Source organism: Aquirufa antheringensis (assembly GCF_023921165.1).
GTDB lineage: Bacteria > Bacteroidota > Bacteroidia > Cytophagales > Spirosomataceae > Aquirufa > Aquirufa antheringensis.
Map to the genome: position 1 here is coordinate 1,393,699 of NZ_CP049835.1, position 26,261 is coordinate 1,419,959.

Sequence of the window (26,261 nt, forward strand, 5' to 3'; positions counted from 1 at the left end):
CTCTCCCTGCGCTTTTCCGTAATTTTGCCCGAATTTTAAAATTTTCTATGCTACGTACACATACAAATGGCGAATTGCGCATCGAACACGCGGGCACCGAGGTAACTCTTTGTGGCTGGGTTCAGCGTTCACGAGATAAAGGGGGAATGATTTGGGTGGATCTTCGGGATCGTTACGGAGTCACTCAATTGATGTTAGAGGAGGGGAAATCGTCTGCGGAGGCTTTGGCATTAGCGAGAGGATTAGGCCGTGAATTCGTCGTAGAAGCGAAAGGTGTTGTGGTAGAGCGTTTGTCCAAAAACGACAAAATGCCCACTGGCGATATCGAAATCAAAGTAACAGAATTGCGCGTATTGAATCCGGCGAAATTGCCTCCATTCTTGATCGAAGACGAGACCGATGGCGGCGATGACATTCGCATGAAATACCGTTATTTAGACTTGCGCCGTAACCCCATTCGCGAGAGTTTGCAATTGCGCCACCACGTGGGCCGCGAAGTGCGTAATTACTTAGATAAGCAAGATTTTATCGAGGTGGAAACACCCGTTTTAATTAAATCAACGCCAGAGGGTGCACGCGATTTCGTCGTACCTTCCCGCATGAATCCAGGCGAATTTTATGCCTTACCGCAATCTCCGCAAACCTTTAAGCAATTGTTGATGGTATCCGGTTTTGACCGTTACTACCAAATTGTGAAGTGTTTCCGTGACGAAGATTTGCGTGCGGATCGCCAGCCAGAATTTACTCAAATCGACTGCGAAATGTCGTTCGTGGAGCAAGAAGATATCCTGAATATGTTTGAGGGATTGATTCGTCATTTGTTCCAAAATGTAAAAGGCCTCGACATCGGCGAAGTGCCTCGCATGACCTACGCGGACGCGATGAAATACTACGGTTCAGACAAGCCGGACATTCGTTTCGATATGAAATTCGTGGAATTGAAAGGTGAGGGCGTAGATTTGACGTCTGGCAAAGATTTCCAAGTTTTCGATGCAGCGAATACTGTGGTAGGTATCTGCGTAAAAGGCGCAGCGGAATACACCCGCAAGCAAATCGATGAATTAACTGATTTCGTTCGTCGCCCACAAATTGGTGCGAAAGGCTTAATTTATGCACGCGTTCAAGCGGACGGTGTGGTGAAATCATCCGTAGATAAATTCTACTCCGAAGCAGATTTAGCGACTTGGGCTACGGCGTTTAACGCAGAGCCAGGCGACTTAATTTTAGTGCTTTCAGGAGACGGAGATAAAGTGCGCAAGCAATTGAACGAACTTCGTTTAGAGATGGGAACGCGAATGGGATTACGTGATCCGAATAACTATACCGTTCATTGGGTAGTGGATTTCCCACTATTAGAGTACGGCGAGGAAGAAGATCGCTGGTTTGCGATGCACCATCCATTCACGAGCCCTAAGCCAGAGGATATTCCATTGATGTTAGCCGGAGAATTCGGTAAAGTGCGCGCGAATGCCTACGATTTAGTTGTGAATGGCGTTGAAGTGGGCGGAGGCTCGATTCGTATCTTCCAAAAAGACCTGCAATCAAAAATGTTCGAAGTCCTTGGATTCACTCCAGAGGAAGCGCAAGCACAATTCGGATTCTTATTAGATGCCTTTGAATATGGGGCGCCGCCGCATGGTGGTTTGGCCTTTGGTTTTGACCGTCTTTGCTCTTTATTCGGTGGAACAGATTCGATTCGTGATTATATCGCTTTCCCTAAGAACAACGCTGGGCGCGACGTGATGATCGATTCACCATCTCCACTAGCGCAAGCGCAGTTAGATGAATTGAAGATTAAGACGACGGTTTAGTCGATTAGATAGGATAAAAAAAGGGGGCCGCGCAGCGGCCCCCTTTTTTTATGCAAACTTGTAAATTTAAAAATCGTAATGAAAAACGGGACTTGTCCATTCGCCCGCGTTGATATTAATGACTTCCTTGATTTCGCCGTGGTGGATATCAAAAACCCAGCCATGTAGATGGGGGAATTTGCGTTTCTCCCAGGCCTTTTGGACGATGGTTGTTTTGGCCAAATTCTGAATCTGCTCCGCCACATTCAATTCAACTAAGCGATTAAATCGCTCCGTTTCATCCGCAATCTCATGCAAGTCCGTATAGTGTTTCTCGTATACCTCTTTGATGTTACGCAGCCACTTATTGATTAATCCAAAATCGTGGTTCGTCATCGCTGCCTTCACCCCGCCGCAGTTGTAGTGGCCGCAAACGATAATGTGTTTCACCTCTAGAACCTCCACGGCATACTGCAATACGGATAATAAATTGATGTCCGTATGCACCACCATATTCGCCACATTGCGGTGAACGAAAATGTCGCCCGGGTCTGCATGCGTGATTTCTTCCGCTGGAACTCGGCTATCTGCGCAGCCAATCCAAAGGAATAAGGGATTTTGGTCTTTCGATAAATTATCAAAATACGTAGGGTCTAATTCTAGCCTTTCGCTAGCCCAAGCCTTATTACTTAAAAGTAATTTTTTATATTCTTTCATGTTTATTTCTTTTTAAGGTCGACTTCTATGCCGCGTTCCTGTGCTGTGCTGACAAACTCCTGAATCAATAAGTGGATGTCATGGTCCATAAAATGCACTTTAGTGGTATCGATAAATACTTCTGCACCTTCCGGTATTTTTCGTAATGCTTCTTTCAATTGCATTTTATGCAAGAACGTTACATCTTTCTGAAATTTAATTAAAATTTCATTCCCATTTTTGAATACGGTAAATACGGAGGAATAATTCGTGATGACCACAAAGATTAATCCCACTAAAGTTCCCACAAAAATTCCCCAAAGCAAATCGACTCCCACCACCACGGCTACCGTCACTAAAAAGGGAACCCATTGCTTCCAGCCCTCGGCAAATACTTTTTTAAACTCTTTCGGGTGGGCTAATTTGTATCCGGTGTATAATAAAATACTCGCTAAACACGCTAACGGAATCTTGTTCAAATAAAGGGGTAAAAGCACTACAGCCACGATTAATAAGACGCCATGGAAAAATCCTGACATGCGGCTTTTTCCTCCCGCATAGATATTCGTAGAGGAACGGACGATCACGGACGTAATGGGTAAGCCTCCAAGGAGTCCACTTACGACGTTTCCAGCTCCTTGCGCTAATAGTTCACGGTCTGGAGAGGAAATTCTTTTCAGAGGATCAAGTGAGTCAGTTGCCTCGAGCGATAATAGCGATTCTAAGGTAGCGACGATGGCCAAAGTCAAAGCAATGGAATAGACCTTCGGGTGGCTTAAGAAACTCCAATCAGGGGATATGATTCCCGCATAAATTTCACTACTGGAAGCGAACACGGGAAGGTTTACCATGTGGTCTTTAGAGTCACCTAAGAACCATTCTGGATTCCAAATGGCTAATCCTTCATTGATTCCCACACCGGCCAAAACCACAAATAAAGAAGCGGGTAGGGCATTCATCCAGGAGAATTTTTGGCCTAATTTTGTCCAAGAAAATAGAATGATAAGCCCCAATAGCGAAATAATAAGGGCCCCTATTTTGATGGAGGCGAGCGACTTTAAAATTTCGGTAAAGGTATTTTCGCCATCTTTTTGGTCAAATTCAAACTCTCCAATAAAGTCCAAATCATCTCCAATGGCATGAGGAATTTGTTTCAAGATTATCACAATTCCAATCGCCACCAGCATACCACGTATGACAGATGAGGGGAAAAATCCACCAATCTTCCCTAATTTTAATAGGCCTAAAGCGACCTGAATTAAGCCGGCAATGATGACGGCCACTAAAAAACCGGGAAACGAGCCTAAATCGGCAATAGCCGTGGCCACAATAATGGTTAAGCCAGCGGCCGGCCCACTAACCGATAGTTCTGATCCAGATAAGAGGGAAACGAGTGTTCCGCCTACGATACCAGCCACAAGGCCGGCTAATAAAGGGGCTCCTGAGGCTAGAGCGATGCCTAAACAGAGGGGTAATGCGACTAAAAAGACCGCTATTCCTGATTTCCAGTCCCCTTTAATGAAGGACTGAAGGTATGCTGATTGTTTCATATGTTTGTTTAATTAATGAGGTATTCGTCTAAATTAAACAGGGAAATCGGGCGGGGTTAATGGAATATTGAAGTGCCCCGCTGAAAGATCGATTCGTAAGTCAGGTACGTTTTTTAGCTCAAAACGGTAGCCAAGGACATTCCAAGAGGTATGGCGAATAATAGCTGCGTCTTCCGTCGTATCCTCATCTTCTGAATCTTCATCATCTGCGTCCATGGGAACACTCGGTAAAGGCTTGTGTTGGGAAATAGGTTCCTTTGTTTGAAAAATTACCTTCGATTGTGGGTCTCTTTCTTGGATTAATAAAGGTTCGGCGCTGTCAAATTTATCCTTCCCGAATCTCCACTCTTTTTTCAAGCGCCCACCACTCCCAAACTCATGGTATTCTCTCCAGCGGCCCACCTTTACACTATCGTCCAAGCGACCATCTTCTTTTAAACTGCCACTGGGATAGAAGGAAAAATAGGTGCCGCGGACTTTGCCATAAAGTCGTGGAATAACCTCTTTGATTTTCTTTTTCGACGCATCGTAATACGCGATATGCGATCCGGCAGTATAGCCTTTTTCGTAGTACACTTTGTTCTCTAATTCATTTTCTGGACCGTAGGTTTCCCAGCGCCCGTCTTTCGCGCCCATAAAATAGAATCCTTCTTCGATCAGTTTTTGATTGACATATTTCTTGAAGGGTCCGTGGCAAATTTGCACGTTTTTTGTGTCCTTTAAAGGGATGGATACCACGCGGGATTGGGAGGGGTCAAAGATGAAAACCTCTGTGATGTAGGGGCTCAGGGCCTCGTCTTCCACATATTTCACCACGTTCACTTCTTCCACTGTCATTCGAACGCCACTACCATAATTGCCAAGTTTGCGTTCGGTTTTTATGCCAGCGTATTCGTCTCGGGGTTGGAGTTTTTTTTTCGCGTTTTTGACGATTTTTTTACCTAAATCCTTGACGCCTAAACTCTCAATAAACGCTTTACTATCTTCTTTAAACTTCTTCGCTTCTGCCGCCTTGTTCTCTAATCCGGTTGAGAGGCGTCCGCTAAATAAACCTTTTTCGTGAACCGAGGTGTCTATGAGTGGCTTGTTTGTAGTCACAGCCCGATTTTGCGCTCGAACAGTTAAGTTCAAGCAAAGCAAAAAACAGATAAGAGTGACGCGCAAAAGCATAGAGCAGACCTAAAAATATTTCCCAAAACTACGAATTAAACTTATTACCTGACGGACTTTGTGTATTTTTGCAAGGATTTTTTGAGGCCTTATTTGATTCATTCATTGGAAAAACAAGCAAAAATATATGTAGCCGGGCACCGCGGAATGGTGGGTTCTGCTATTGTACGAAAATTACAGAAGGAAGGATACACGAATTTAGTGCTGAAAACCTCGGCGGAATTAGATTTACGAGATCAAGTGAAAGTAGCTGATTTTTTCGCTGCAGAAAAGCCTGATTATGTCTTTTTAGCTGCGGCTAAAGTAGGCGGAATCGTAGCAAATAATACCTACCGCGCGGATTTCTTGTATGAGAATTTGGCCATCCAAAACAACATCATTCACTCTTCTTTCGTACATAAAGTGAAGAAGTTGATGTTCTTAGGCTCCTCCTGTATTTACCCTAAATTAGCCCCTCAGCCTCTGAAAGAGTCTTATTTACTCAGTGGTTATTTAGAGGAAACGAATGAGCCTTATGCCATTGCCAAGATTGCGGGTATCAAAATGTGTGAGGCCTACCGCGCTCAATATGGCTGTGATTTCATCTCGGTAATGCCTACGAATCTGTATGGCCCGAACGATAATTACGATTTAGAAAATTCCCACGTTTTGCCGGCTATGATTCGCAAGTTTCAGGAGGCGAAAGAACGCGGAGATGCGTCGATGACGCTTTGGGGTACCGGGTCTCCCATGCGGGAATTCTTGCATGCGGACGATTTAGCGGAGGCCTGTGTCTATCTAATGGAGACCTACAGCGACTCAGAACTCGTGAATATCGGTACGGGAATCGACGTAACCATTAAAGAATTAGCGGAGACCGTGAAAGAAATAGTGGGCTTCACCGGCAGTATTCAGTGGGATACTTCACGTCCTGACGGAACGCCACGCAAATTAATGGATGTGTCGAAGTTACACTCGCTCGGCTGGAAACATAAAATAGCATTGAAAGAAGGGATCGCACTCGCGTACCAAGATTTCTTAACAAATGTCAGTATCAGAAAATAATGGAGGAGAAGGAATGGTTTAGTACTTGGTTTGATTCTCCGTATTACCATATTTTATACGCTAAACGAGACGAGCAGGAAGCGGCAGATTTCATTGCTTCTTTGTTACAGAAGCTTCATTTGGTTCCAGGCTCTCGTGTGCTCGACGCTGCCTGTGGAAAAGGACGTCACGCCATAACCCTTCAACAACTGGGTTTCTCTGTGGACGCGTTCGATTTATCCCCTGCTAACATCGAGGCTGCTCAAGCTTTTGAAAATAAAGATTTGCTCTTTTTTGTGCATGACCTGAGAGAGCCTTTGCCTTTAGCAAATCGCTACGATGCGATTTTTAATTTTTTTACGAGTTTTGGGTATTTTGATGATCAGCAAGACAATCAAAAAGCATTCAATACTTTCGCAGGGGGCTTAAAAGAAGACGGTTTGTTAGTCTTGGATTTCTTTAACCCTAGCTTTGTGTTAGCGAATTTAGTGCCAGCAGAAACGATAGAGAGGGCCGGTATTTCCTTTCAAATCAAGCGCTGGTCTGATGCAGGCTATTTATACAAATCCATCGATTTTAGCGATCAGGGTAAGGCATTTTCTTTCGTGGAGAAAGTCGAATTAGTGGCTAAAAATGATTTCATCTCGTATGCTGCTCAGGCAGGACTAAGTTTAGTTGACTTGAAAGGCGATTATGCCCTTTCATCATTCGATGAAAAAGAGTCGCCTCGCATGATCTTCACCTGGGCTAAAAAATCGAATTAATTCTTCTGAAATTTAAGGCTCACCTGATTTTCTAAGTCTGGGAAATGTAAGATGTAATTGCCAGCCGGCAAAGCAGAGATATCCAGGCTTATTCTATTATCTCTACTCTCTACTCTACTATCTCTCAGCTCTTTTCCCTGCATATTACTGATGCGAACGCGGATGTTAGGAGCCTGAAAAGCACTAGGAATGCCAATATGCACTATTTCGGTTGCCGGATTGGGGAAAGCATAGAACGTAGCAAACGGATTATCTGTTGCAGACGCTAAAATGGTAATCCCATAACTAGCCGTGGCTAGACAACCATTCACATCCCTTAATTTTACTTTATAAATGCCATTCGCCGTCGGTTTAAAGGTCGTAGCCGTGGCTCCAGTGATGGCGATATCATTTAAATACCATTGAATATCTGTTCCTGCAGACGTAGTCAAAATTCCTTGATTGAAGGTGACTAAGGGTTCTAGTGGGTTAGTGGCTGTCACCGTAGAAGTAGGTGAGGTCACGGGACAAATCCCATTGAAGCTCGAATTCAACGTGTAGGAACCGGAGGAATTGACCTCTAGTTTATTCGTCGTTGCCCCGGCGATGGCCGACCCATTTTTAAACCATTGGTAGGTAGGTGTTCCGGATGCAGGTGTTCCCGTTAAGGTGATTTTATCCCCCGCGCATACGGTGGTGGCGCCTGTGGGGCTCACAGCAACGACTGGACTCTCGCCAGTAGTGACGCTTACTTGTACTCTAGGGCTTGGGCAAGCGTAGGATTTGAATTTCATCCCATACAAGTAATAGTAGCCAGATTGGATTTCGCCTCCATTAAAGAGTGCACTTGTAAGTTTTAAAACGCCCGGTATGGCGTACGGATAGCCGATGTTTGTAGGGGCATTTACGGTATCTGCGGCCGTGCGATTGCTGCGGAATATGGACGCGCCATTTGAGCAGACATGGGATAAAATGTAGGTGCCGGCCTTGGGGAAAGGGAGGTTTAAAATCACTTTTTGGCCAGGATCATTTTTGTCGTCGATTAATTGACTGTTTACCGTGGTGTTGTTTGCAGACGTCCGTGTCGCCGTTAAGTCTTTCGCCACGGAGGCGATTAATTCCCCTGTCTCTTTATCGAAAATGCCGAAAGTGACGGTTCCTGACGTCCCTATGTAGACAGTCGCGGATTCTAAAATAGTAGGCTGTGTAACTGTGAAGATGGGTTCTGGGCCAAAATTGGAGTAATAGCTTCCTCCTCCAAATTCCGCCTTCGTAGCAGGTCCCATTGTCGTATTTAAATTATCAAATGCTGCATAAAAAGTGCCCGTTGATGGAGTTTTCAGGGAAGCCCCCGCACCTAAAAGGGTGTTTCCATTATACCAAAGAGGACTGCCATTCGTCGCGGCTAAATTCAACTCAGACGCACCACTGCAAATCGTTCCCGTGACTACTGGCGCTGCAGGGCTTTCGATGGTTCCGCTGATGGTATACGTGTCGTTCAGGCTGTTTTGATCCCCTGTTAACGCCGTTTTCAATAGAAATGTATAGCTCAATCCTGCGATTAACTGGGCGCTCCCGCTCAGGCTCACATCCATTTCTCTGCCAGAAGCTAAGGTAGAAATAGTGCCAGAAGCGGTTCCCACTAGGGTAGATCCAGATTTGATTTCTAGCAAGACGGGAACATTTGTTTGGGTGAGGGAGCCTGCATTTTTTACTTTGGCCACAAAATTAGTCGCGCCTGCGCTTGCACAAAATCCAGCAGTTGTTTGAGCTACAGAGACAGCTGAAAAGTCTTTAGAGGCCTGTAAAATCTGTAAAGCGTAATCTTTTGTTTCACCCGAGGTGATGGAACCACACGAAAGGGCTGCCCCAGACCCGTTAGAAGCCACCCACCTTATGCGGTAGTAATTGTCCTGTTTTAAGGTGCTAGGAATGTGGATGGATGTTGCACCGGTCGACGAGCTATACAACTCTTCTCCCGCATCAGTAAAATCACCGTCTTGATTCCAGTCAGCGTAAAGGCTCGTATTTCTCGTTCCAGATCCTGCAAATTGGAAGGCAAGCGGCAAGCTAGCACCTAATTCTGCTGTGAAAGCAGGGCTAAGTCCGGTAGAATCCTTTGTTGTTCCTAAGGTGAATTTTTGAAAATCGGTGGTAATGGTGCTTGGGGCTAAGGTGCAATAGGCTGTTCCTCCTATTCCGGAGACAGCAATTCCAAAATCTTGAGTACTATTTTTTATGATCCCTTTGTGGCTCACGGTTAGGGTGAATGTTTGGCCAGGCAAGGGATTATTGACGATAATTTGCTCTACATTGTCTCGAATGTTGTCACCGGGGACAGCCAGCGCGTCTGGTGTACCTGGGTCTAAGATGAAAGGTAGATAGGTAGTGGAACCACTCGAGATTCGTATATCTAGGTCATTCACTAGGCGCGGGGTTCTGTCGTTTAAGGCAGAGGATGTGGTGCCTTCTGGGTCAGTCCAAGCAATGGTCGCCTTTAAAGGGCCATTTCCTGAACTAATAAGGGTATAGGTTTTCGTTTGACCTTGATTTAATTTTTCCTCTTTTAGTAAGTGCGTATTTCCCTCATTCTTGACGAGAGCAGCAGCCTTGTCCAGTTGGATAAGCCCATAACCTGTTTTGTAGTCAGGCCCTGCCACGTCCATGTCCATGGCGCTATGTATGGCGACCGCCTTGAGGGTGGAGGCCAGCATAAAGGTATTGCTATTTAGACGATTGTATAACTGCTGAATTAAATAAAGTGATCCTGCTGCTTGGGGAGAGGACATCGATGTGCCACTTTGGGTTGCGTAGGATTTATCGCTTGTGTTGGTGGTGGAAAATAAACTAGTCCCTACCGCCATCACGTCCGGTTTTACGCGCCCATCGTCCGTGGGACCCCAGCTAGTAAAGCTTGAAATGCTCACTTCAGAACCTTTCGTGGGAATCAGGGAAGAGAGCGTTGCGGCTCCTACGGTTAAAATATTTTTAGCGGTTCCTGAGGTCGAAATAATGTCAAATCCATCATTTTTTGCTCTTGCTTTGTTCGAAGAATCACTCGTGGAGCGTAATAAATAGTACTCTCCAGCTGCGGGACCATTTTGATTTCGGCTATTGCCTGCAGACTTGACAATCAGGTAGTTAGGGGCGTTGTAGGCGACGCGATCCCAGGTTTGGGTATTCGCATCGTATAAGCCAAATTTATAGTCTTCCTCCGTACTGACCGCATCATTTCCCCACCATTGCCATTTTTTCTTCGTCTCATCATAGACCCAGCCCGCTTGGTAACCATAGGAGTGATTACTGATTAAAAGAGAAGTGGATGCCGTGCTCATTTCGGAATTATCGTTTGAATAATCCCAAAATTTCAAATCTGCCTCATAAGCCATTCCTCTTGCGGACGGGCTGATTCCGGCTGCCACTAAAATGCCCGCTACGTGCGTAGCATGGTCGTTTGTACTCGTAATCGTTTGTGCAGCCGTTGCTCTGCCCCCAAACTCTTGGTGACTGGCTAGAACTCCGCCGCCATCCCACATGCCTAATTTCCCTTTTATCGAATCCGATTTTCCCGTCAGTCCTAGGTTTAAAGAAGCTCCTGGGTACAAGAGGTTAGTCTTCGTCATTTTGGCCGCCTGCGTATTCGATTCTGTCCTTAAGTACAATGCTTCCCCTATTTCTGAAAAACCTTGGAATTGTAGTGTCTTATTTTTACCCAAGTCCACTTGAAGTGGAATGCCTCTTTTTTTGGCCAAAGCCTGCGCCCCTCGGTAAATGGAATCTTGTTGCATTCCGAAACGTAAGGCACGTTCTTTTCGCAAAGCATCTTGTGCCCAGGTGGAAAAACTTAACAAGAAAAGAAGTACTAGTTTACCCTTCATATTTAACCTTCATAGAGCGTTCAATTTACGCAATTATTTAATCTCTACTTTAAACGTTTTTCGGTGGTAATTTGTTAGACCATTTTCGAGAATGGCTTTGCGATGTTGCAAGGTGGGATAACCCGCATTTCGCTCCCAACCATAGCCGGGATGCTCCTGAGCCATTTTTTCGAGTAATTCATCCCGATAGGTTTTGGCCAAAATAGAAGCCGCCGCAATCGAGAAATATTTCGAATCTCCTTTTACGATACAGGTATGTGGTGTTAAGGGGTAGCTATAAAAGCGATTCCCGTCGACCAATAAGTGCTCTGGACGATGCGTTAATTGATCCACCGCCAGATGCATCGCTAAAATACTCGCCTTTAAAATGTTGATTTCATCAATTTTCGCCGCATCTACCTCCGCAATGGCAAAGTCAATGGCATATTCCCGCACTAAACGTTTTAATTCAGTGCGTTGTCGCAACGTCATCTGTTTCGAATCTGTCAGGAACGGATGGTGAAAATCCCGGGGTAAAATCACTGCCGCCGCCACGACGGGCCCCGCTAAACAACCTCTCCCTGCTTCATCTAAGCCGGCTTCTAGCCCGAAAGGCGCATAAAAGGGGAGGAGCGCAGTCATATTACCGGTTAAATAATAAGCGTTTCCCTGTTCTACTTTCGTCAAAAGAGCCCTGTGAATACGCTAAATGTCCAGAAACAAAGGTATGTTCTACTGATGCAGATAGGGTGTGTCCCTCTAGAGGTGACCAGCCGCATTGGTATAAGATATTCTCTTTAGAAACGGTATATGGTTTGTGTAAATCCACGATCGCTAAATCCGCCCAATACCCTTCGCGGATATAACCCCGCTCTTCGATTTGAAAACAATCGGCCACCGCATGGGCTGTTTTTTCAGCAATGAGCTCGAGGCTGATGTGACCTTCTTTGGCTAAATCAATCATCAATAACAGGGGATGCTGGACTAAAGGCAAGCCTGATGGAGCCTTCCAAAAACCTTGCGATTTCTCCTCCCAGGTATGTGGTGCGTGATCCGTTGCAATAATATCTAATTCTCCAGTCACTAAAGCCTTCCGCAAAGCCGTCTTATGGCGGGCATCTTTAATGGCGGGATTGCATTTGATTTGATTTCCCAGCGTGTCGTATTGTGCCGCATCGAACCACAAGTGGTGCACGCAAACTTCTGCCGTAATTTTCTTGTCTTTCACGGCTTTCCCAGTCTCGAACAAGGCTAATTCTTCCTCTGTCGAGATATGTAAAATGTGCAAGCGCGTGTTGTTTTTTTTCGCTAAATCCACCGCCATGGACGAAGAAAGATAGCAAGCCTCTTCATTTCGTACTAAAGGGTGGATGTAGGCAGGGGCGTCTTCTGGGTATTTTTCTTTGAAAAGTTCTGTGCGCGCGCGGACAGTCGGTTCATCTTCGCAGTGCGTTGCGATGAGCATTTCGCAGCTGGAGAATAGTTTTTCTAAGGTTTGGGTGTTATCCACAAGCATGTTGCCAGTGGACGACCCCATAAATATTTTGATCCCGCACACATCGCGCGGATTCGTTTTTAATACTTCTTCTAAGTTGTCGTTTCCGGCGCCCATAAAGAAGGAGTAGTTGGCCAAAGATCCAGCCGCCGCTATCGCGTATTTATCCGCTAATAATTCCTGGGTTAACGCATTGGGAACCGTGTTCGGCATCTCCATAAAACTCGTCACACCACCTGCCACAGCCGCCCGCGCCTCGCTGGCAATCGTCGCTTTGTGGGTTAAGCCGGGCTCTCTGAAATGTACTTGATCATCGATCATTCCGGGGAAAACGTGTTTCCCTGAAAGGTCTACTACGACATCTCCAGGAGCAGGGTTAATATTTGCCGCTATTTTTGCGATTCTACCATTTTCGATGCGTAAATCAGAAGCAATAATTTGCCCCTCGTTAACAATTTGAGCGTTTTTTAAGACGTAATTAGTCATTTAGATCAGTGATTTTAAATTCAGTTCGGCGGTTTTCTTGGTGCGCTTCCTCGCTACAATCGACGCCATCAGAGCAGCCGTTGATGAGTTGCGTTTCGCCATAGCCTTTGGCCTTAATGCGTGACGCCTCGATTCCGTGCTCGATGATGTATTTTACAGCTGATTCAGCTCTTCTTTGGGATAATTTTAAGTTATAACCCGCACTGGCGCGGGCATCCGTATGCGACCCTAATTCGATCGAAATAGCTGGATTATCCTTTAAAACTTGGACGATTTTGTCTAATTCGGCCGCTGCATCCGGGCGAATATTGGACTTATCTAGGTCATAATAGATCGGATTTACGTCAAATAAGGCGCTGATTTCTTCGCCCACTTCAGCAAGTCCGAGCGTAATTTTATGGTCAAAAGTAGTGTCCGTTAATTCTTTCTTCAATAATTGCTTCGGAATCTCGCGGCCATCCATCAAGAATTCACTGCGCTTGGTCAAGTACTTCTCTTTGCTGGCGTTGAAACTGATTTGGTCCGCCGGATTTAAGTCGATGATGTCAAGGTAACCTTCGGTATTACTAAATTGAACCGGTTGAATTTCTCCATTGCGCTTAATACCCACTTTCGCCTTCGCAATTGGCTTATTGCGCGCATTAACAATCTGTGTTCTCAAATGGTATAAGGCCACTTTCGCAGCCTCTCCGCTCTCCGAAATCATGATTTCATTGGACCACCAGCGATCCTCTGATCCAGTGGATTCGAAATAATAGATATCGTCATCGCCTTTGCCACCCACCCGGTTCGAGCTAAAATAACCCTGTGTGGAATCTGCTAAAAACAACCCAAAATCATCCCCCACCGAGTTAATCGGAACGCCTAAATGTTCGATTTGAATTTCATCTCCACTGCGACTCGCCACAAAAAGGTCTAAGCCCCCTAAACTCGGATGCCCATCCGAAGAGAAGTATAATTTTCCGTCCTCAGAAACATACGGGAATAGTTCATTGCCACGCGTATTAATGGTGGAGCCTAAATTAATGGGTCTTCCAAAACGCCCCGAATTATCCATGGGCGCCCGGTATAAATCCAATCCGCCTTTCCCGCCTCTTCGATTTGAGCTAAAATAAAGCGTTTTCCCATCTCTAGAAAAGGCCGGACTCCCATCCCAACCTATCGAATCCGAAATCGCTAAACGTTCTGGGGTAGACCAGTTGCCGTCTCTTTTGGTTGAAATATACAAATCCACATCCGGCGAAGGATCCTTGCTTTTGCCTGAATTTCCGCGAGCAAAAACCATCGTATTTCCATCCTTAGAAAAGGCTGGCGTCCCTTCATTCGCATTCGCATCTAACAGGTTCGCGCTAAATAATTCTAATTTTTCAATCTCTCCCGGACTCTTTAGGCGCGCCTTGTACAAGCCTAAAAAAGGCAAACCATTATTTTTATAGATCAAGGGTTTCTTCGAACTCGTTAATATCAGCTCGTCGCCTATTTTAATTGGACCAAATTCTGCCTGATTCGTGTTTCCCACCAATCCTTGGATCTTCACCGGACTCGGCTTTTTACTGTATTCTTCTACTGCGGGTAAATTATCTAATTCGATTTCGGCTTTCACCACCAGCTCACGCGAAGGTTTAGAATCGATAAATTCTTTCAGGTATTTGCGCGCATCCGCATATTTTCCGTTCGCTTTTGCGGCGTAGGCGAGGTGTAGATTGATATTTTTGTCGTCGTAGCCCTTTTCTTTGGCGATCAAATAATACGGCGTTGCATACTGAATGCGGTTCGAAAGGCGGTAGGATTCCGCCACGAAGTAGTTCGTTTCTTTTGCTCTGTAGTAGCGTTGGGCCAAAGGCTTTACCTCCCGAATCGTCCACTCATATTCCCCCACTTCGAAATTTTGCTTCGCCTTTTTGAACAATCGGGCATCATAATTGCAGCCGCTTAACACGCCTGTAATAACGATCAAAAAGAGGTAAATGCTTGAATTAAATAGCTTTACGAATTTCATAAGGGACTAATGTAACGTAAAAATAAATACAAAGCGGATTATTTTCTGTACCTTTGCCTAAATTTCGACAATCGAAGCCAAGATGACAAACGTTCGTCCTCTTTTATTCCAGCAGTGATGTTGTACCATTATGAGAAAAAGAATTTCAAACGACGATAACCGTCGTGACAGCCGACCAACAGAAGGTCGTGCATCCACAGGAAGATCTGGAAGCAGATCAGATAGCCTTCGCGAGTTCAGAGGCCCACGCAATGACTCAGGAGCTCCACGCAACGATTCAGGTGCCCCACGTGCACCACGTTCAGAATCATCCAATCGTTTTTCAGGAGATCGCAAGCCATTCAATAGAGAAGGTGGCGAACGCAAACCGTTCAATCGCGATAACCGCGAAGGTGGCGAGCGTCGTTCATTCGGGGATCGTAAACCGTTTGATGGCGAAAGAAAACCATACCAAGGTGGTGGCGAGCGCAAGCCTTATCAAGGCGGTGAACGCAAACCGTTCAATCGTGATAACCGTGAAGGCGGAGAGCGCCGTTCATTCGGGGATCGTAAGCCGTTTGATGGAGAAAGAAAACCATACCAAGGTGGTGGCGAACGCAAGCCTTATCAAGGCGGTGAACGCAAACCATTTGGCAGAACTGAAAATCCAACACGCACACCCTATAAAGGAGATAATCGCTGGGATCGCAATGCGGCCCCTAAAGTAGAAGGTTCGGAAGAATCGACGAAACCACTTGATGAGAATCCAACAGCGCGTATTGAGCGTCGCTACGAGAAGCGTACAGAACGTTTTGCAGACCGGGAAGAGCGTCCAGAAGGTGCTCGCAATCCGCGTTATTCAGATCGGGAGACCTTTAAAAGCCGCTCGCGTTTTGATGCAGGTCCTGCCTACGAACCACAATACAAATTAGATCGTTACAAGGAGCGCGCTCCGGCGAAGATCCAGAAGAAAATCGCCCAAACCGATCGCCGTTCAGACGTTATTCGTCTAAATCGCTACATCGCTAACGCGGGAATTTGTTCTCGTCGTGACGCCGATAAATTGATCGAAGCAGGCGAAATCAAGGTAAATAACAAGGTGGTGACAGAAATGGGTTACCAAGTAAATCCTACGGATATCGTGAAGTACGGTAACCGTAAATTGAACCGCGAAAAACCCGTTTATTTATTGTTAAATAAGCCCAAAGACTTCTTAACAACGACCGAAGACCCGAACGATCGCAAGACCGTGATGGAATTAGTGAAGAATGCGACAGAATCGCGCATTTATCCGGTGGGACGTTTGGATAGAAACACGACTGGTTTGTTGTTGATTACGAATGATGGCGAATTAGCGGATAAATTGACGCATCCATCAAACGAAATCGAGAAGATTTACCAAGCGGAATTAGACAAGCCATTGACGGATGAAGATTTCGAGAAAATCAAAGAGGGTTTAACCTTGGAGGATGGCGAAATTAAAGTAGATGATTTGGCCAAAGTAACTCCAGACGGTTACGTCATCGGAGTGAAAATCCACTCAGGCAAAAACCGCATCGTTCGTCGTATCTTCGAACACCTTGGATACGAAGTAACTAAACTAGACCGTACGACTTTTGCTGGCTTAACGAAGAAAGACCTTCCACGCGGAAGCTGGAGATTCTTAACGGAGAGAGAGCTAGTGAAGTTGAAGTACTTACTTTAGTCGAAGCTTTGCTGCGACTAAAAGTAGCCAGTACCCAGTATCTAGTAGTCTGTCACTGTTTACTGATTACTGGCAACTGACTACTAACAAAAAAGCCTGCTGATTTCAGCAGGCTTTTTTGTTCTAGATATTCATCAACGATTCTCTTCGTCTCATCTTTCCAGCTGGAATACCAAACATCATCTTGAAACGACGGCAGAAATATGCCGTGTCTTTGTAGCCCACTTCAGAGCCGATCGCGCGGATAGACTTCTTCGTTGTGCGAAGTAAACCTACAGCTGCTTCCATACGTTGGTATTCGATATAATCTTGTGGGTTAATACCCGTTAGCATCTTGAAATACTGACCTACGTAGTCTTCAGAAACGTTAGCGACGTTTGCCAAAACTTTATTGGATAAATCACCACCCAAATGATCCTTGATATAAGCGAAGATATCGATTAAGCGTGGATCTTTAAAGTAAGTCGAGTTAGTGGCTAATTGTTCTACGAATAAACGGTTCTCAATGATGTAGCGAATGACTTCGATAACGATCTCTTCCGTTTTGATCTTAATGATACGTCCTTTACCGATCGCGTCAGAAAGGTCCTCTTCTAAGATCTCGCGGATGGTTGCCGCTAATTTATCATCACGTTTGATTAAGAACGGAGGAATGTCTAAAGAGGTGAAGAAGTTGACTGAATCGAACACTTTCGCTTCGAAGGCTACCATGCCGAACGAGTTCGGCTGGGTTCCGATGAGAGAAGCGTCGGTGTTTTGGTCAAAGTACAATTCCCGATGCGTCATGAACTCTTCATTGTTCACAGCTTTCGGTTTTTCTGCGTTTCCGTAGGTTACGCTGATCATTTTACCCCCTGGGATGAAAAGCATATCGCCTTCCTCCACCGGAGTCTCCTCCTCGCCAAAAGAAACCTCCCCTTTGTACAATATCAAGAGTGAATTTTCTACGTCGTAGAAATTCTTGATACGAATCGGTTGTAATATTCTAATGTTTCTCGCTTTGATGAATTTAACACCTAAGGACTCGATGATCTTGTTATAATCTTCCATAATTTATCACCAAACGGAGTATTTAATACGATTTTTCTACTAAACTTGGACAAAACTAATAAATCAGATAATAATTCCAAATTATTTTGTCGATTAATTTGCCCAATTTGGTCTATTTTTTTTCAGCGATTTTATTGTAATATATTAATAAGAGGGGGATTTTTTGATTTGAGGAATTCTGAGCTCCTGCTTTGGCCTATTTTATAATTATTTCGTGGAAATTGTAAAATTCATTTTTTTTAAAACATTAGGGCATTTTTTATGTAAATTTGTGTTTTACTATCACAAAATCAGATGGGCTTATTTAATTTTCTTTCGAAGGATATTGCCATGGACTTAGGTACGGCAAACACCTTGATTATTCACAAAGATCAGGTCGTAGTAGACGAACCTTCGATTATCGCTTTAGATCGCAATACGAATAAGGTGTTAGCGGTGGGTCGCCAGGCGATGATGATGCACGAGAAAACGAATGACAATATTAAAACCATCCGTCCCTTAAAAGATGGGGTGATTGCTGACTTTACCGCGGCTGAATTAATGATGCGTGGTTTAATCAAAATGATGGACAAAGGAAATTCCTTCTTTTCTCCCGCCCTACGCATGGTGATTTGTATCCCCTCAGGTATTACTGAGGTGGAGAAAAGAGCCGTAAAAGACTCCGCAGAACACGCTGGAGCACGTGAAGTGTATATGGTACACGAACCGATTGCTGCGGCGATTGGTATCGGAATAGATATTGAACAACCGAATGGATCCTTAGTAGTGGATATCGGAGGTGGTACCACGGAGGTGGCGATTATTTCCTTGAGCGGAATCGTGGTTGAAAACTCGATTCGTGTTGCAGGGGATGAGTTTACTCGTGATATTAAAGATTATTTGTTACGTGAGCACAAGCTGGTTATCGGTGAGCGTTCAGCGGAGCAAATCAAAATTCAAGTAGGTTCTGCGTTGCCGGAATTGGAAAATCCACCAGCGGATTTTGAGATTCGTGGTCGTGATCAAATGACCGGTATTCCTAAAGAAATCTTGATCAATTATTCAGAAATCGCTTATGCCTTAGATAGCTCAATCACGAAAATTGAGGTGGCGATTATGGAGACTTTACAAAGAGCTCCAGCGGAATTATCTGGTGATATCTTCCACAACGGTATTCACTTAGCTGGTGGTGGTGCGATGTTGCACGGATTAGATAAGCGTATTGAGAAGAAGACTCAGTTAAAAGTACACGTGGCGGACGATCCGTTGAAAGCGGTAATCCGCGGTACAGGAGAAATCTTGAAAAACTTAGAGAAATACCGTCCGGTATTGATTACCTAGTAGGGGATGAATCAACTGTTTGAGTTCTTATTGCGTCAGCGAAACCTGTTATTGTTTGTTCTGCTGCAGTTGATCAGTCTTTGGTCTGTGTTTACGTACAATAATTACCAACATACCCTCTATTTTAACACCACGAATGCTTGGGCGGCGTCCATTTTGTCCACGCGTCAAGAAGTGGCATCCTACCATCAATTACGGGAGATTAATGGCGAATTAGCGTTAGAGAATCAAAAGCTGCATCAGCAAGTATTTCAATTGCAGGCGCAGGTTCAACAGAAAGCGGATTTGCCGGTATTTTTCAGCAAGGCATCCCTAGATCGTTATAAGCCTATCGCGTGTAAAGTGATTGATCAAAGTACGAGGAATTCGCAAAATTATTTAACGATTGAAAAAGGCTATTTAGATGGTATCAAACCAGGCATGGCCGTTATTTCTTCCACGGGAGTGGTAGGGAAAGTCATCTCTTGTCAAGCAAATTTGTCCTTAATCGTTTCTGTTTTGCATACGAGTAATACGGTTTCTGCTAAAATTAAGTCATCAGGGGAATTAGGTTACATCAAATGGCCTGGTTATCAGCCTGAAGTGGCGGAGTTGATGGACGTTTCGAAATACAAAAAAGTAGTAAAAGGAGATACCATCGTTACGTCTGATTATAATGCGGTGTATCCGCCTAATGTTCCCATTGGTATTGTAGCAAAGGTAGGATTGCAAGACGATGGAACCTTTCACGACATTAAAGTGATGCTATTGACGCACTTCTCAACGCTTCGTTATGTATATGTAATCGAAAATAAATTTGCGGGTCAACAGTCTAAATTAGAACAGGCAAAACCTAAAATCGACTAAGATGAACACTACTTTTCAATACAAATGGTGGATTGCAGTCTTTTTGACGATCGTCGTGCAACTTTTGTTTTTGCGTGATTTGGCCCTGTTTTATTACGGATTTTGCTTCATTTATTTGTGGGCTATTATTAAAGCGCCCATCGAAACTCCGCCTGTTTACCTGATTGTAGGCGCTTTTGCACTGGGGTGGTTATTAGATACTTTTTATAATACCCATGGGATGCATGCGTTCTCAACTGTTTTAATTGCTTGGCTACGTCCTACTTTTTTCAATATCTTGACGCCTGCGAACGGATACGATGAGCGTTCATCGATCAGTCTGGCGGAGATGAAGTGGATGTGGTTTTTCCCTTATTTGGGATTGATGCTCATCACGCATCACCTGGTGCTATTTTTACTGGAGGCGAGTGATTGGAGTCTCTTTGGCCTGAGTCTATGGAAAGCCTTTCTTAGCACCCTTTTAGGGATCGCCGTTTTTTCTTTGTTAGAATTGTTTAACCAAGGGAAATAAGTCTTTTTGTCACCTTTTCTTTTTGGCGTTTAAATTGTAGGCATGCTGGTATCTTATTGATAAACCGCCATGAGTACAGAAACGAGTTCAGCCGTTGCGCTGACTGAATCGCAAGCTAGAGCACTCTTCGAAAAGGAGTTTGTGCCGCATATGGATGCGATGTATAATTTTGCCCTTCGACTGACGAATGACGAGGACGATGCACACGATTTAGTGCAGGACACTTGTATGCGCGCCTTTCGTTTTATCGGGTCATTTGAGCCTGGGACTTATGCCAAAGCCTGGTTGTTCCGTATTCTCAAGAATAATTTCATCAACGATTACCGCAAGAAATCCCGAGGCCCTTCCAAGGTTGAATTTGAATGGGTGGAGCAATCCTTTGCCGGAGACGACGATCCAGAACCAGCTTTTCAAGCTGATTTGCAGGCGGAAACGGTGAATGAGATGCTGGGGGATGAAATTACCTCCGCGATTCAAGCTTTGCCGGTTGATTTTAGAATGATTATCATTCTATGTGATTTAGAGGAGTTTAGCTACGAAGAGATGGCTAAAATTTTGAACATCCCAATCGGAACCGTGCGTTCACGACTTCACCGTGCGCGAACCTTATTGAAAGAAACCTTGGCTTCTTATGCCGCTAAGAAAGGCTATAAAACTGACATGTTGTCAGCCTAGCCCGGAACTTTTTTTTTGCCATCGATGTTAAAAAAATTATGAAGACGCATTGTTCCCATCAACCCGATTGCCTGCATTTGATCCAGCGCATCCTAGATAAGGAAGCGACGGCGGAGGAGGAAGCCCGTTTTTTAGCCAATAAAGACCAATGTTTGCCTTGTCAGGAGGGACATGAACTAGAAGTAGCACTTCGGAAAGCCTTAAAATCGAAATGCACCTCTACTTGCCCGTCCACTTTACTCGAAAGCATTCGTTTAAAAATATCGTCGATTGTACTCCTTATATTGCTCTTAATTCCCTTATTTTGTTGGTTCATTTAATCATCGAAATTTTTGGAAGGCAAACTCATCATATTTTCGGCCCCATCGGGCTCTGGTAAAACCACCATCGTTAAAGAATTATTGGCGCGCAATGCAAATTTGGGCTTCTCGATCTCTGCTTGTACCCGCGATAAGCGAGGCCGCCATGAGGAGCACGGGAAAGATTATTACTTTTTAACGCCAGATGATTTTCGGGCTAGAATCGCAAATGATGAATTCGTAGAATGGGAGGAAGTGTATGCTGGGGCCTATTATGGAACCTTGAAGTCGGAGATTGAGCGGATTTGGGCTTCAGGGAAACATGTGATTTTTGATGTGGATGTGCGCGGAGGTTTGGCCTTGAAGAAGTATTATGGGGATCGCGCCCTAGCGGTTTTTGTCAAAGTCCCTACGTTGGAAATTCTCGAGGAGCGTTTGCGTTCACGGGGTACGGAAGATGAGGAGGCTTTGTCTAAGCGTATTTTCAAGATGAAATTTGAATGGTCTTTCCAGGAGCAATTTGATGTGATTTTAGTAAATGATAAGCTCGAAGATGCAGTGGCGGAAGCACAAGCCTTGTTTGATAAATTAACGAAATAATGAAGGTAGGCCTGTTTTTTGGTTCGTTTAACCCGATACATCAGGGTCATTTGATCATTGCGCAGGCGGTGTTGAATCAAACGGAGGTAGACCAAATCTGGTTCGTCGTTTCTCCCCAAAATCCCCACAAGAAAAGTAAATCTTTATTGCATGAATTTGATCGCCTGGATCTCGTAGATCGGGCTATCGCAGATAATTATTCGTTTAAATCATCAGATATCGAGTTTAATTTACCTCGACCTTCTTATACGATTGATACGCTCGTGCATTTAGCAGAGCGTCATCCGGAAACGGAGTTCAAGTTAATCATAGGTGGAGATAATTTAGAGCAGTTCAAGAGTTGGAAAAACTATAACCAACTACTTGATTATTATGGCCTCTACGTGTATCCGCGGGGCGAAGAACCGGTATCGGATTTATGGGCACATAAGAACGTTCAACGCATTGAAGCACCTATTTTGCACATTTCAGCCACCTATATTCGGGCCTGTATCCAACAAGGTCAGTCGATCAAATATCTAGTTCCTGATGAAGTGGAGGCCTTAATCTCCTCCAAAAAATTCTACCTTTAGGCCTTTCCGCCTAATCGATGATCTCCTATTTTTCTCGTTTTCCTTTTGTCCGAATTTTGCTGTTTTGGATGCTAGGTATTCTGCTTTCGGGATTTGCTTATTGGCCTATGTTGGGTTGTTTGGGCTTTCTGATTCCAGGGAGAGTTTGTAAAAGTGCCGGTATATCCTCCTTGATTGTCGTTTTTGCGATGGCGTGGACTGCTTACTTGATGCCCGTTTTGCCAGTGCTGCCGCGCGATGGTTTTGTGTTTCGAGTAGAGGGATCCGTTGAGGAGAAGCCGAAATCTTGGTCTGTCTTAGCACGATGTATGGGCTCACGAGATTCCGCGCAGGTATGGTCTTCTTCCTCTGGATTATACAGGCTTTATCTCGCTAAAACATTGCCCAAACCCCAGGCTGCCGATGTGTTTGCCGTGCGTCAAGCCGTCAAGCCCTTCCCATTGCCTCTTTTTCCTTTTGAAAAAAATTGGGGTGCCTATTTTTTCCAAAAGGGAATAGGCGGATCTGCCTTTGTTTCGCTCGATCGAATTCGGCTCATTGAAAAAGGAGGTGTAGATCGGACTTTTTTTGAAAAGGCTCAGGCGCATTTTGTGGGCTTACTTGAACGGGCTTTCGAGCCGGGGCGAGATCGTGATGTGGCCGAAGCAATGCTGTTAGGAGTGAAGACGAAGATTGATTTCGAAACTTTATCTGCTTACTCGGCTTTAGGAGCTATTCACATTTTGTCTGTTTCGGGTCTTCATGTCGGGCTATTGTATATGGGATTAAGCCTTATATTGGGTTTTTTACTTAAACGTCGGCCAGCTGGGCCCTATGTTTTTTTCGGATTGATGATGGCCTTGCTATGGTGCTATGCCGGGATTAGCGGTTTTTCTTTGCCGGTGCTGAGGTCCGCCTGGATGTTTTCGGTGATACTGTTTGCTAAAACTTTTCTTCATAGTCAGCAGAGCTTGAATACCTTGGCTTTTAGCGCCTTCGTCTTGTTGTTTCTGCATCCGGCGTCCTTATTTGATGCGGGGTTTCAGTTATCTTATTTGGCCGTTTGGGGATTAATTGTGTTTCAACAGCGCTGGGCATCTGTTTTTCAGTTTAGAGGTTGGCTTCGTTGGCCGTTGACCCAAATTTGGGAATTAACCTGTGTCGCCTTAGCAGCTCAAGTACTCACTTGGCCCTTGATCGTCTATTATTTTCATCAATTGCCACATCCACTTTCGTTCTTTCTATTGAATCCTTTTTTGATTTTATTCTCCTCCATCGCCTTGTTTTTAGGTTTTTTACTGTTAGCGATTGGTTACTTTTTGCCCGAATGGGCTTTTCAACCGTTGGCTTATTTATTGAATACAAACTTTCAACTGCTGCATGGTCTGATGTTTAGCTGGGTGGAACGCGTCACCTCGGTAATCCCCTTTTTGCAGATTACGATACTTGAAATGTCTATTTATTTCTTTGCGATTGCCTTACTGGTTTGGGCACCGCGTCGATGGAAAATGGGGGCATGCCTCTTGTTATTGTTTTGGCAAAGTCCAGAAACAAAACCTCAGGCCTATTTGAGTGCTTTTAAAGGAGAAGCCGTTTGGGTGGAGAATGAAGGGGAGAAATCAATCGCTTCATTGCCTGCGAGTGCGGATCCGGCTTGGATTCAGGCGCACCTTAGTCCCATGTGGGCGAATTGTGGGGTGAAGGATACGCTGACGCGTAGGTGGCCTGTGAAGGGTAATTTACAATGGAAATACCGAAGTGAAACGTATGCTTATGTGCGCATCCCCACGGTAGCTCGGGGGCAGCAGCATTTGATTTTAGGGAAAGACGTAAAATACCGCGATAAAGAATGGCTGAAAAGCTGGCAAGAGGCCACGTGGTATTTTCTGAAGCGACCATCGGCCTATTGGATGGGTGAGCTGAAGCCTTACTTGCCTTCGCGGTATTATTTTTTAGATGAGCAACCCGCGATTAGACCATAAAAAAAGGCTGCCGGTGAGGGCAGCCTTTTCAGGATTAGCTTGGCTTCTTTTCGTTACGCTTACGCTCACTTGGATCTAACCAAATTTTACGCATACGTAAAGACTTAGGAGTGATTTCTAAGTATTCATCCTTTTGGATAAATTCCATACACTCTTCTAATGAGAAGTTTAATTTAGGAGCAATTTTGGTATTCGAATCCGTACCTGACGCACGCATATTCGTTAATTGCTTCGCAGCTTGAAGGTTCACTTCGATGTCGTTTTGGCGATTGTGCTCTCCTACTACCATCCCTGTGTATACTTCTTCACCTGGATCGATGAAGAACACCCCTCTATCTTGTAATTTATCAATCGCGTAAGGAATCGCAGGACCTGTGTTCATTGAGATCAATGATCCGTTGATACGGCCAGGAATCGCTCCTTTGAATGGTTCGTAAGCGATGAAACGGTGAGCCATAATTGCCTCTCCGAAAGTTGCAGTCAATACTTTAGAACGTAAACCAATCAAACCACGAGATGGAATGTTGAATTCTAAGTGTTGTAAGTCACCTTTAGGTTCCATAATCAACAACTCCCCTTTACCTTGAGTCGCTAATTCGATTACTTTACCTGCTACTTCTGCTGGAACGTCTACTACTAATGATTCTACTGGTTCTAAACGCTCGCCGTTTTCTCCTTCTTTGAAGATAACCTGAGGTTGACCTACTTGTAACTCATAACCCTCACGACGCATCGTTTCGATCAATACTGACAAGTGAAGTATACCACGACCAAATACTAAGAATTTATCTTCACTTTCCGTTGTAACTACTTTCAAGGCTAAGTTTTTCTCTGTCTCTTTGAAAAGACGATCACGTAAGTGACGAGACGTAACTAATTTACCTTCTTTTCCAAAGAATGGGGAGTTGTTAATCGTGAATAACATATTCATCGTAGGCTCATCAATCGCGATACGCGCTAATGCCTCTGGATTTTCTGCATCTGCAATCGTGTCACCGATTTCGAAATCTTCGATACCTGTTACCGCGCAAATCTCACCACACTCTACTTTCTCTACTTTTACTTTTCCTAGACCTTCGAAAACCTGAAGTTCTTTGATACGCATTTTCTTTGTTGTACCATCCGCTTTGCAAAGGGAGATTTGCATCCCTTCTGTCAACGTACCACGCTCTAAACGTCCGATCGCGATACGACCTACGAATGAAGAGTAATCTAATGACGTGATCTGCATTTGAGGAGTACCCTCTTGTACTTTAGAAGCTGGAATGTGCTCGATGATCGCATCTAACAAGGGAATGATGTTATCCGTAGGTTGTTTCCAATCCGTACTCATCCATCCTTGCTTAGATGAACCATAGATGCAAGGGAAGTCTAATTGATCTTCAGTTGCTTCTAAGTTAAACATCAAGTCGAAAACACTTTCGTGTACTTCGTCTGGACGACAGTTCTCTTTATCTACTTTGTTTACAATAACGATAGGCTTTAATCCTAACGCAATCGCTTTTGAAAGTACGAAACGTGTTTGAGGCATCGGGCCTTCAAAAGCATCCACTAACAAGATAACGCCATCCGCCATACGTAGAACGCGTTCTACCTCACCGCCAAAGTCGGCGTGACCAGGTGTATCGATAATGTTGATTTTTACTCCGTTGTAACGAACAGATACGTTTTTAGACGTAATTGTAATTCCTCTTTCTCTCTCTAAGTCGTTATTGTCAAGGATCAAATCTCCAAATTCTTGATTTTCTCTAAAAATCTTGGATGCATGAATGATTTTGTCAACTAGGGTCGTTTTACCGTGGTCAACGTGGGCAATAATGGCAATGTTGCGAATGCTTTGCATAAAAATGTATTCGTTGAATGAAACGAAATTCCTTTAATTGGGAAATTCAAGGTGCAAAGGTAGGGATTATTTCTTTGAAAAGTACTATTAA

Annotated in this window: 21 protein-coding genes; 12 read left to right on the plus strand and 9 right to left on the minus strand. The window is 44.4% G+C overall.

Features of this window, described 5'->3' with window-relative positions:
- The first annotated feature begins 47 nt into the window (after positions 1 to 47).
- Positions 48 to 1,811 (plus strand): aspartate--tRNA ligase, encoded by a 1,764-nt coding sequence (aspS, locus tag G9X63_RS06365; protein ID WP_252621957.1) that lies wholly within the window; start codon positions 48 to 50, stop codon positions 1,809 to 1,811.
- Positions 1,812 to 1,877: 66 nt separating this feature from the next.
- Here aspS and G9X63_RS06370 read toward each other — a convergent pair whose 3' ends face one another.
- Genes G9X63_RS06370 through G9X63_RS06380 form a run of 3 tightly spaced genes read right to left on the minus strand, consistent with a single transcriptional unit; the run spans position 1,878 to position 5,134 of the window.
- Positions 1,878 to 2,507, minus strand: a complete 630-nt coding sequence (locus tag G9X63_RS06370) for a carbonic anhydrase (protein ID WP_130895390.1) — start codon at positions 2,505 to 2,507, stop codon at positions 1,878 to 1,880.
- A 2-nt stretch (positions 2,508 to 2,509) separates the two neighbouring features.
- The gene (locus tag G9X63_RS06375) at positions 2,510 to 4,036 is read right to left on the minus strand and encodes a SulP family inorganic anion transporter (protein ID WP_130922627.1); all 1,527 of its coding nucleotides are present in this window, start codon (positions 4,034 to 4,036) and stop codon (positions 2,510 to 2,512) included.
- 33 nt (positions 4,037 to 4,069) lie between these two features.
- Positions 4,070 to 5,134, minus strand: a complete 1,065-nt coding sequence (locus G9X63_RS06380; protein ID WP_252621960.1) for a toxin-antitoxin system YwqK family antitoxin — start codon at positions 5,132 to 5,134, stop codon at positions 4,070 to 4,072.
- A 177-nt stretch (positions 5,135 to 5,311) separates the two neighbouring features.
- On the opposite strand from G9X63_RS06380, the gene fcl reads away from it, so the two are divergent.
- Both fcl and G9X63_RS06390 read left to right on the plus strand, forming a co-directional pair.
- The gene (fcl, locus tag G9X63_RS06385; RefSeq protein WP_252621962.1) at positions 5,312 to 6,250 is read left to right on the plus strand and encodes a GDP-L-fucose synthase; all 939 of its coding nucleotides are present in this window, start codon (positions 5,312 to 5,314) and stop codon (positions 6,248 to 6,250) included.
- Positions 6,250 to 6,993, plus strand: coding sequence for a class I SAM-dependent methyltransferase (locus G9X63_RS06390; protein ID WP_252621965.1), 744 nt, complete (start codon positions 6,250 to 6,252; stop codon positions 6,991 to 6,993). Before fcl ends, G9X63_RS06390 begins: the two co-directional genes overlap by 1 nt.
- Here G9X63_RS06390 and G9X63_RS06395 read toward each other — a convergent pair.
- From G9X63_RS06395 to G9X63_RS06410, 4 genes are read right to left on the minus strand one after another with little or no spacing between them, the layout of a single operon-like run.
- Entirely contained in the window at positions 6,990 to 10,850 is a 3,861-nt protein-coding gene (locus tag G9X63_RS06395) for a S8 family serine peptidase (protein ID WP_252621968.1), read from the minus strand. The two genes, G9X63_RS06390 and G9X63_RS06395, sit on opposite strands and share 4 nt — an antisense overlap.
- A gap of 33 nt (positions 10,851 to 10,883) precedes the next feature.
- Complete coding sequence (locus G9X63_RS06400; RefSeq protein ID WP_130922632.1) at positions 10,884 to 11,471, minus strand: ribonuclease HII; 588 nt, start codon at positions 11,469 to 11,471, stop codon at positions 10,884 to 10,886.
- 1 nt (position 11,472) lies between these two features.
- Positions 11,473 to 12,810: a dihydroorotase gene (locus G9X63_RS06405; RefSeq protein ID WP_252621970.1), complete on the minus strand. Its 1,338-nt coding sequence runs from the start codon at positions 12,808 to 12,810 to the stop codon at positions 11,473 to 11,475.
- Positions 12,803 to 14,809, minus strand: a complete 2,007-nt coding sequence (locus tag G9X63_RS06410; RefSeq protein WP_252621972.1) for a CHU_0125 family OmpA-like outer membrane integrity protein — start codon at positions 14,807 to 14,809, stop codon at positions 12,803 to 12,805. Before G9X63_RS06410 ends, G9X63_RS06405 begins: the two co-directional genes overlap by 8 nt.
- 130 nt (positions 14,810 to 14,939) lie before the next feature.
- Here G9X63_RS06410 and G9X63_RS06415 point away from each other — a divergent pair, with 130 nt between their 5' ends.
- A complete protein-coding gene (locus G9X63_RS06415) occupies positions 14,940 to 16,493 on the plus strand; it encodes a pseudouridine synthase (protein ID WP_252621974.1) in 1,554 nt (517 codons plus the stop codon).
- Between the two features lie 123 nt (positions 16,494 to 16,616).
- Here the strand turns inward: G9X63_RS06415 and G9X63_RS06420 are convergent, their stop codons facing one another.
- Positions 16,617 to 17,543 carry a helix-turn-helix domain-containing protein gene (locus G9X63_RS06420; protein ID WP_130922635.1) on the minus strand — a complete coding sequence of 309 codons (927 nt, stop codon included), beginning with the start codon at positions 17,541 to 17,543 and terminating at the stop codon, positions 16,617 to 16,619.
- Positions 17,544 to 17,837: 294 nt separating this feature from the next.
- On the opposite strand from G9X63_RS06420, the gene G9X63_RS06425 reads away from it, so the two are divergent.
- The 8 genes from G9X63_RS06425 to G9X63_RS06460 all read left to right on the plus strand — a co-directional run bounded on the left by G9X63_RS06425 (position 17,838) and on the right by G9X63_RS06460 (position 24,327).
- Entirely contained in the window at positions 17,838 to 18,863 is a 1,026-nt protein-coding gene (locus G9X63_RS06425; protein WP_130895380.1) for a rod shape-determining protein, read from the plus strand.
- A 6-nt stretch (positions 18,864 to 18,869) separates the two neighbouring features.
- A complete protein-coding gene (gene mreC / locus G9X63_RS06430) occupies positions 18,870 to 19,709 on the plus strand; it encodes a rod shape-determining protein MreC (RefSeq protein WP_130895379.1) in 840 nt (279 codons plus the stop codon).
- Between the two features lies 1 nt (position 19,710).
- Positions 19,711 to 20,220 carry a hypothetical protein gene (locus G9X63_RS06435; protein ID WP_252621976.1) on the plus strand — a complete coding sequence of 170 codons (510 nt, stop codon included), beginning with the start codon at positions 19,711 to 19,713 and terminating at the stop codon, positions 20,218 to 20,220.
- A 69-nt stretch (positions 20,221 to 20,289) separates the two neighbouring features.
- Positions 20,290 to 20,895 carry a sigma-70 family RNA polymerase sigma factor gene (locus G9X63_RS06440; protein WP_130922637.1) on the plus strand — a complete coding sequence of 202 codons (606 nt, stop codon included), beginning with the start codon at positions 20,290 to 20,292 and terminating at the stop codon, positions 20,893 to 20,895.
- Positions 20,896 to 20,933: 38 nt separating this feature from the next.
- Positions 20,934 to 21,215, plus strand: a complete 282-nt coding sequence (locus G9X63_RS06445) for a hypothetical protein (protein WP_130895376.1) — start codon at positions 20,934 to 20,936, stop codon at positions 21,213 to 21,215.
- Between the two features lie 12 nt (positions 21,216 to 21,227).
- Positions 21,228 to 21,794 (plus strand): guanylate kinase, encoded by a 567-nt coding sequence (gmk, locus tag G9X63_RS06450; protein ID WP_130895375.1) that lies wholly within the window; start codon positions 21,228 to 21,230, stop codon positions 21,792 to 21,794.
- A complete protein-coding gene (nadD, locus tag G9X63_RS06455) occupies positions 21,794 to 22,366 on the plus strand; it encodes a nicotinate (nicotinamide) nucleotide adenylyltransferase (protein ID WP_130922638.1) in 573 nt (190 codons plus the stop codon). Before gmk ends, nadD begins: the two co-directional genes overlap by 1 nt.
- 17 nt (positions 22,367 to 22,383) lie before the next feature.
- Complete coding sequence (locus G9X63_RS06460) at positions 22,384 to 24,327, plus strand: ComEC/Rec2 family competence protein (protein WP_252621978.1); 1,944 nt, start codon at positions 22,384 to 22,386, stop codon at positions 24,325 to 24,327.
- Positions 24,328 to 24,361: 34 nt separating this feature from the next.
- On the opposite strand, the gene typA is transcribed toward G9X63_RS06460, so the two are convergent.
- Positions 24,362 to 26,170 (minus strand): translational GTPase TypA, encoded by a 1,809-nt coding sequence (gene typA, locus G9X63_RS06465; RefSeq protein ID WP_130895372.1) that lies wholly within the window; start codon positions 26,168 to 26,170, stop codon positions 24,362 to 24,364.
- Positions 26,171 to 26,261: the final 91 nt, after the last annotated feature.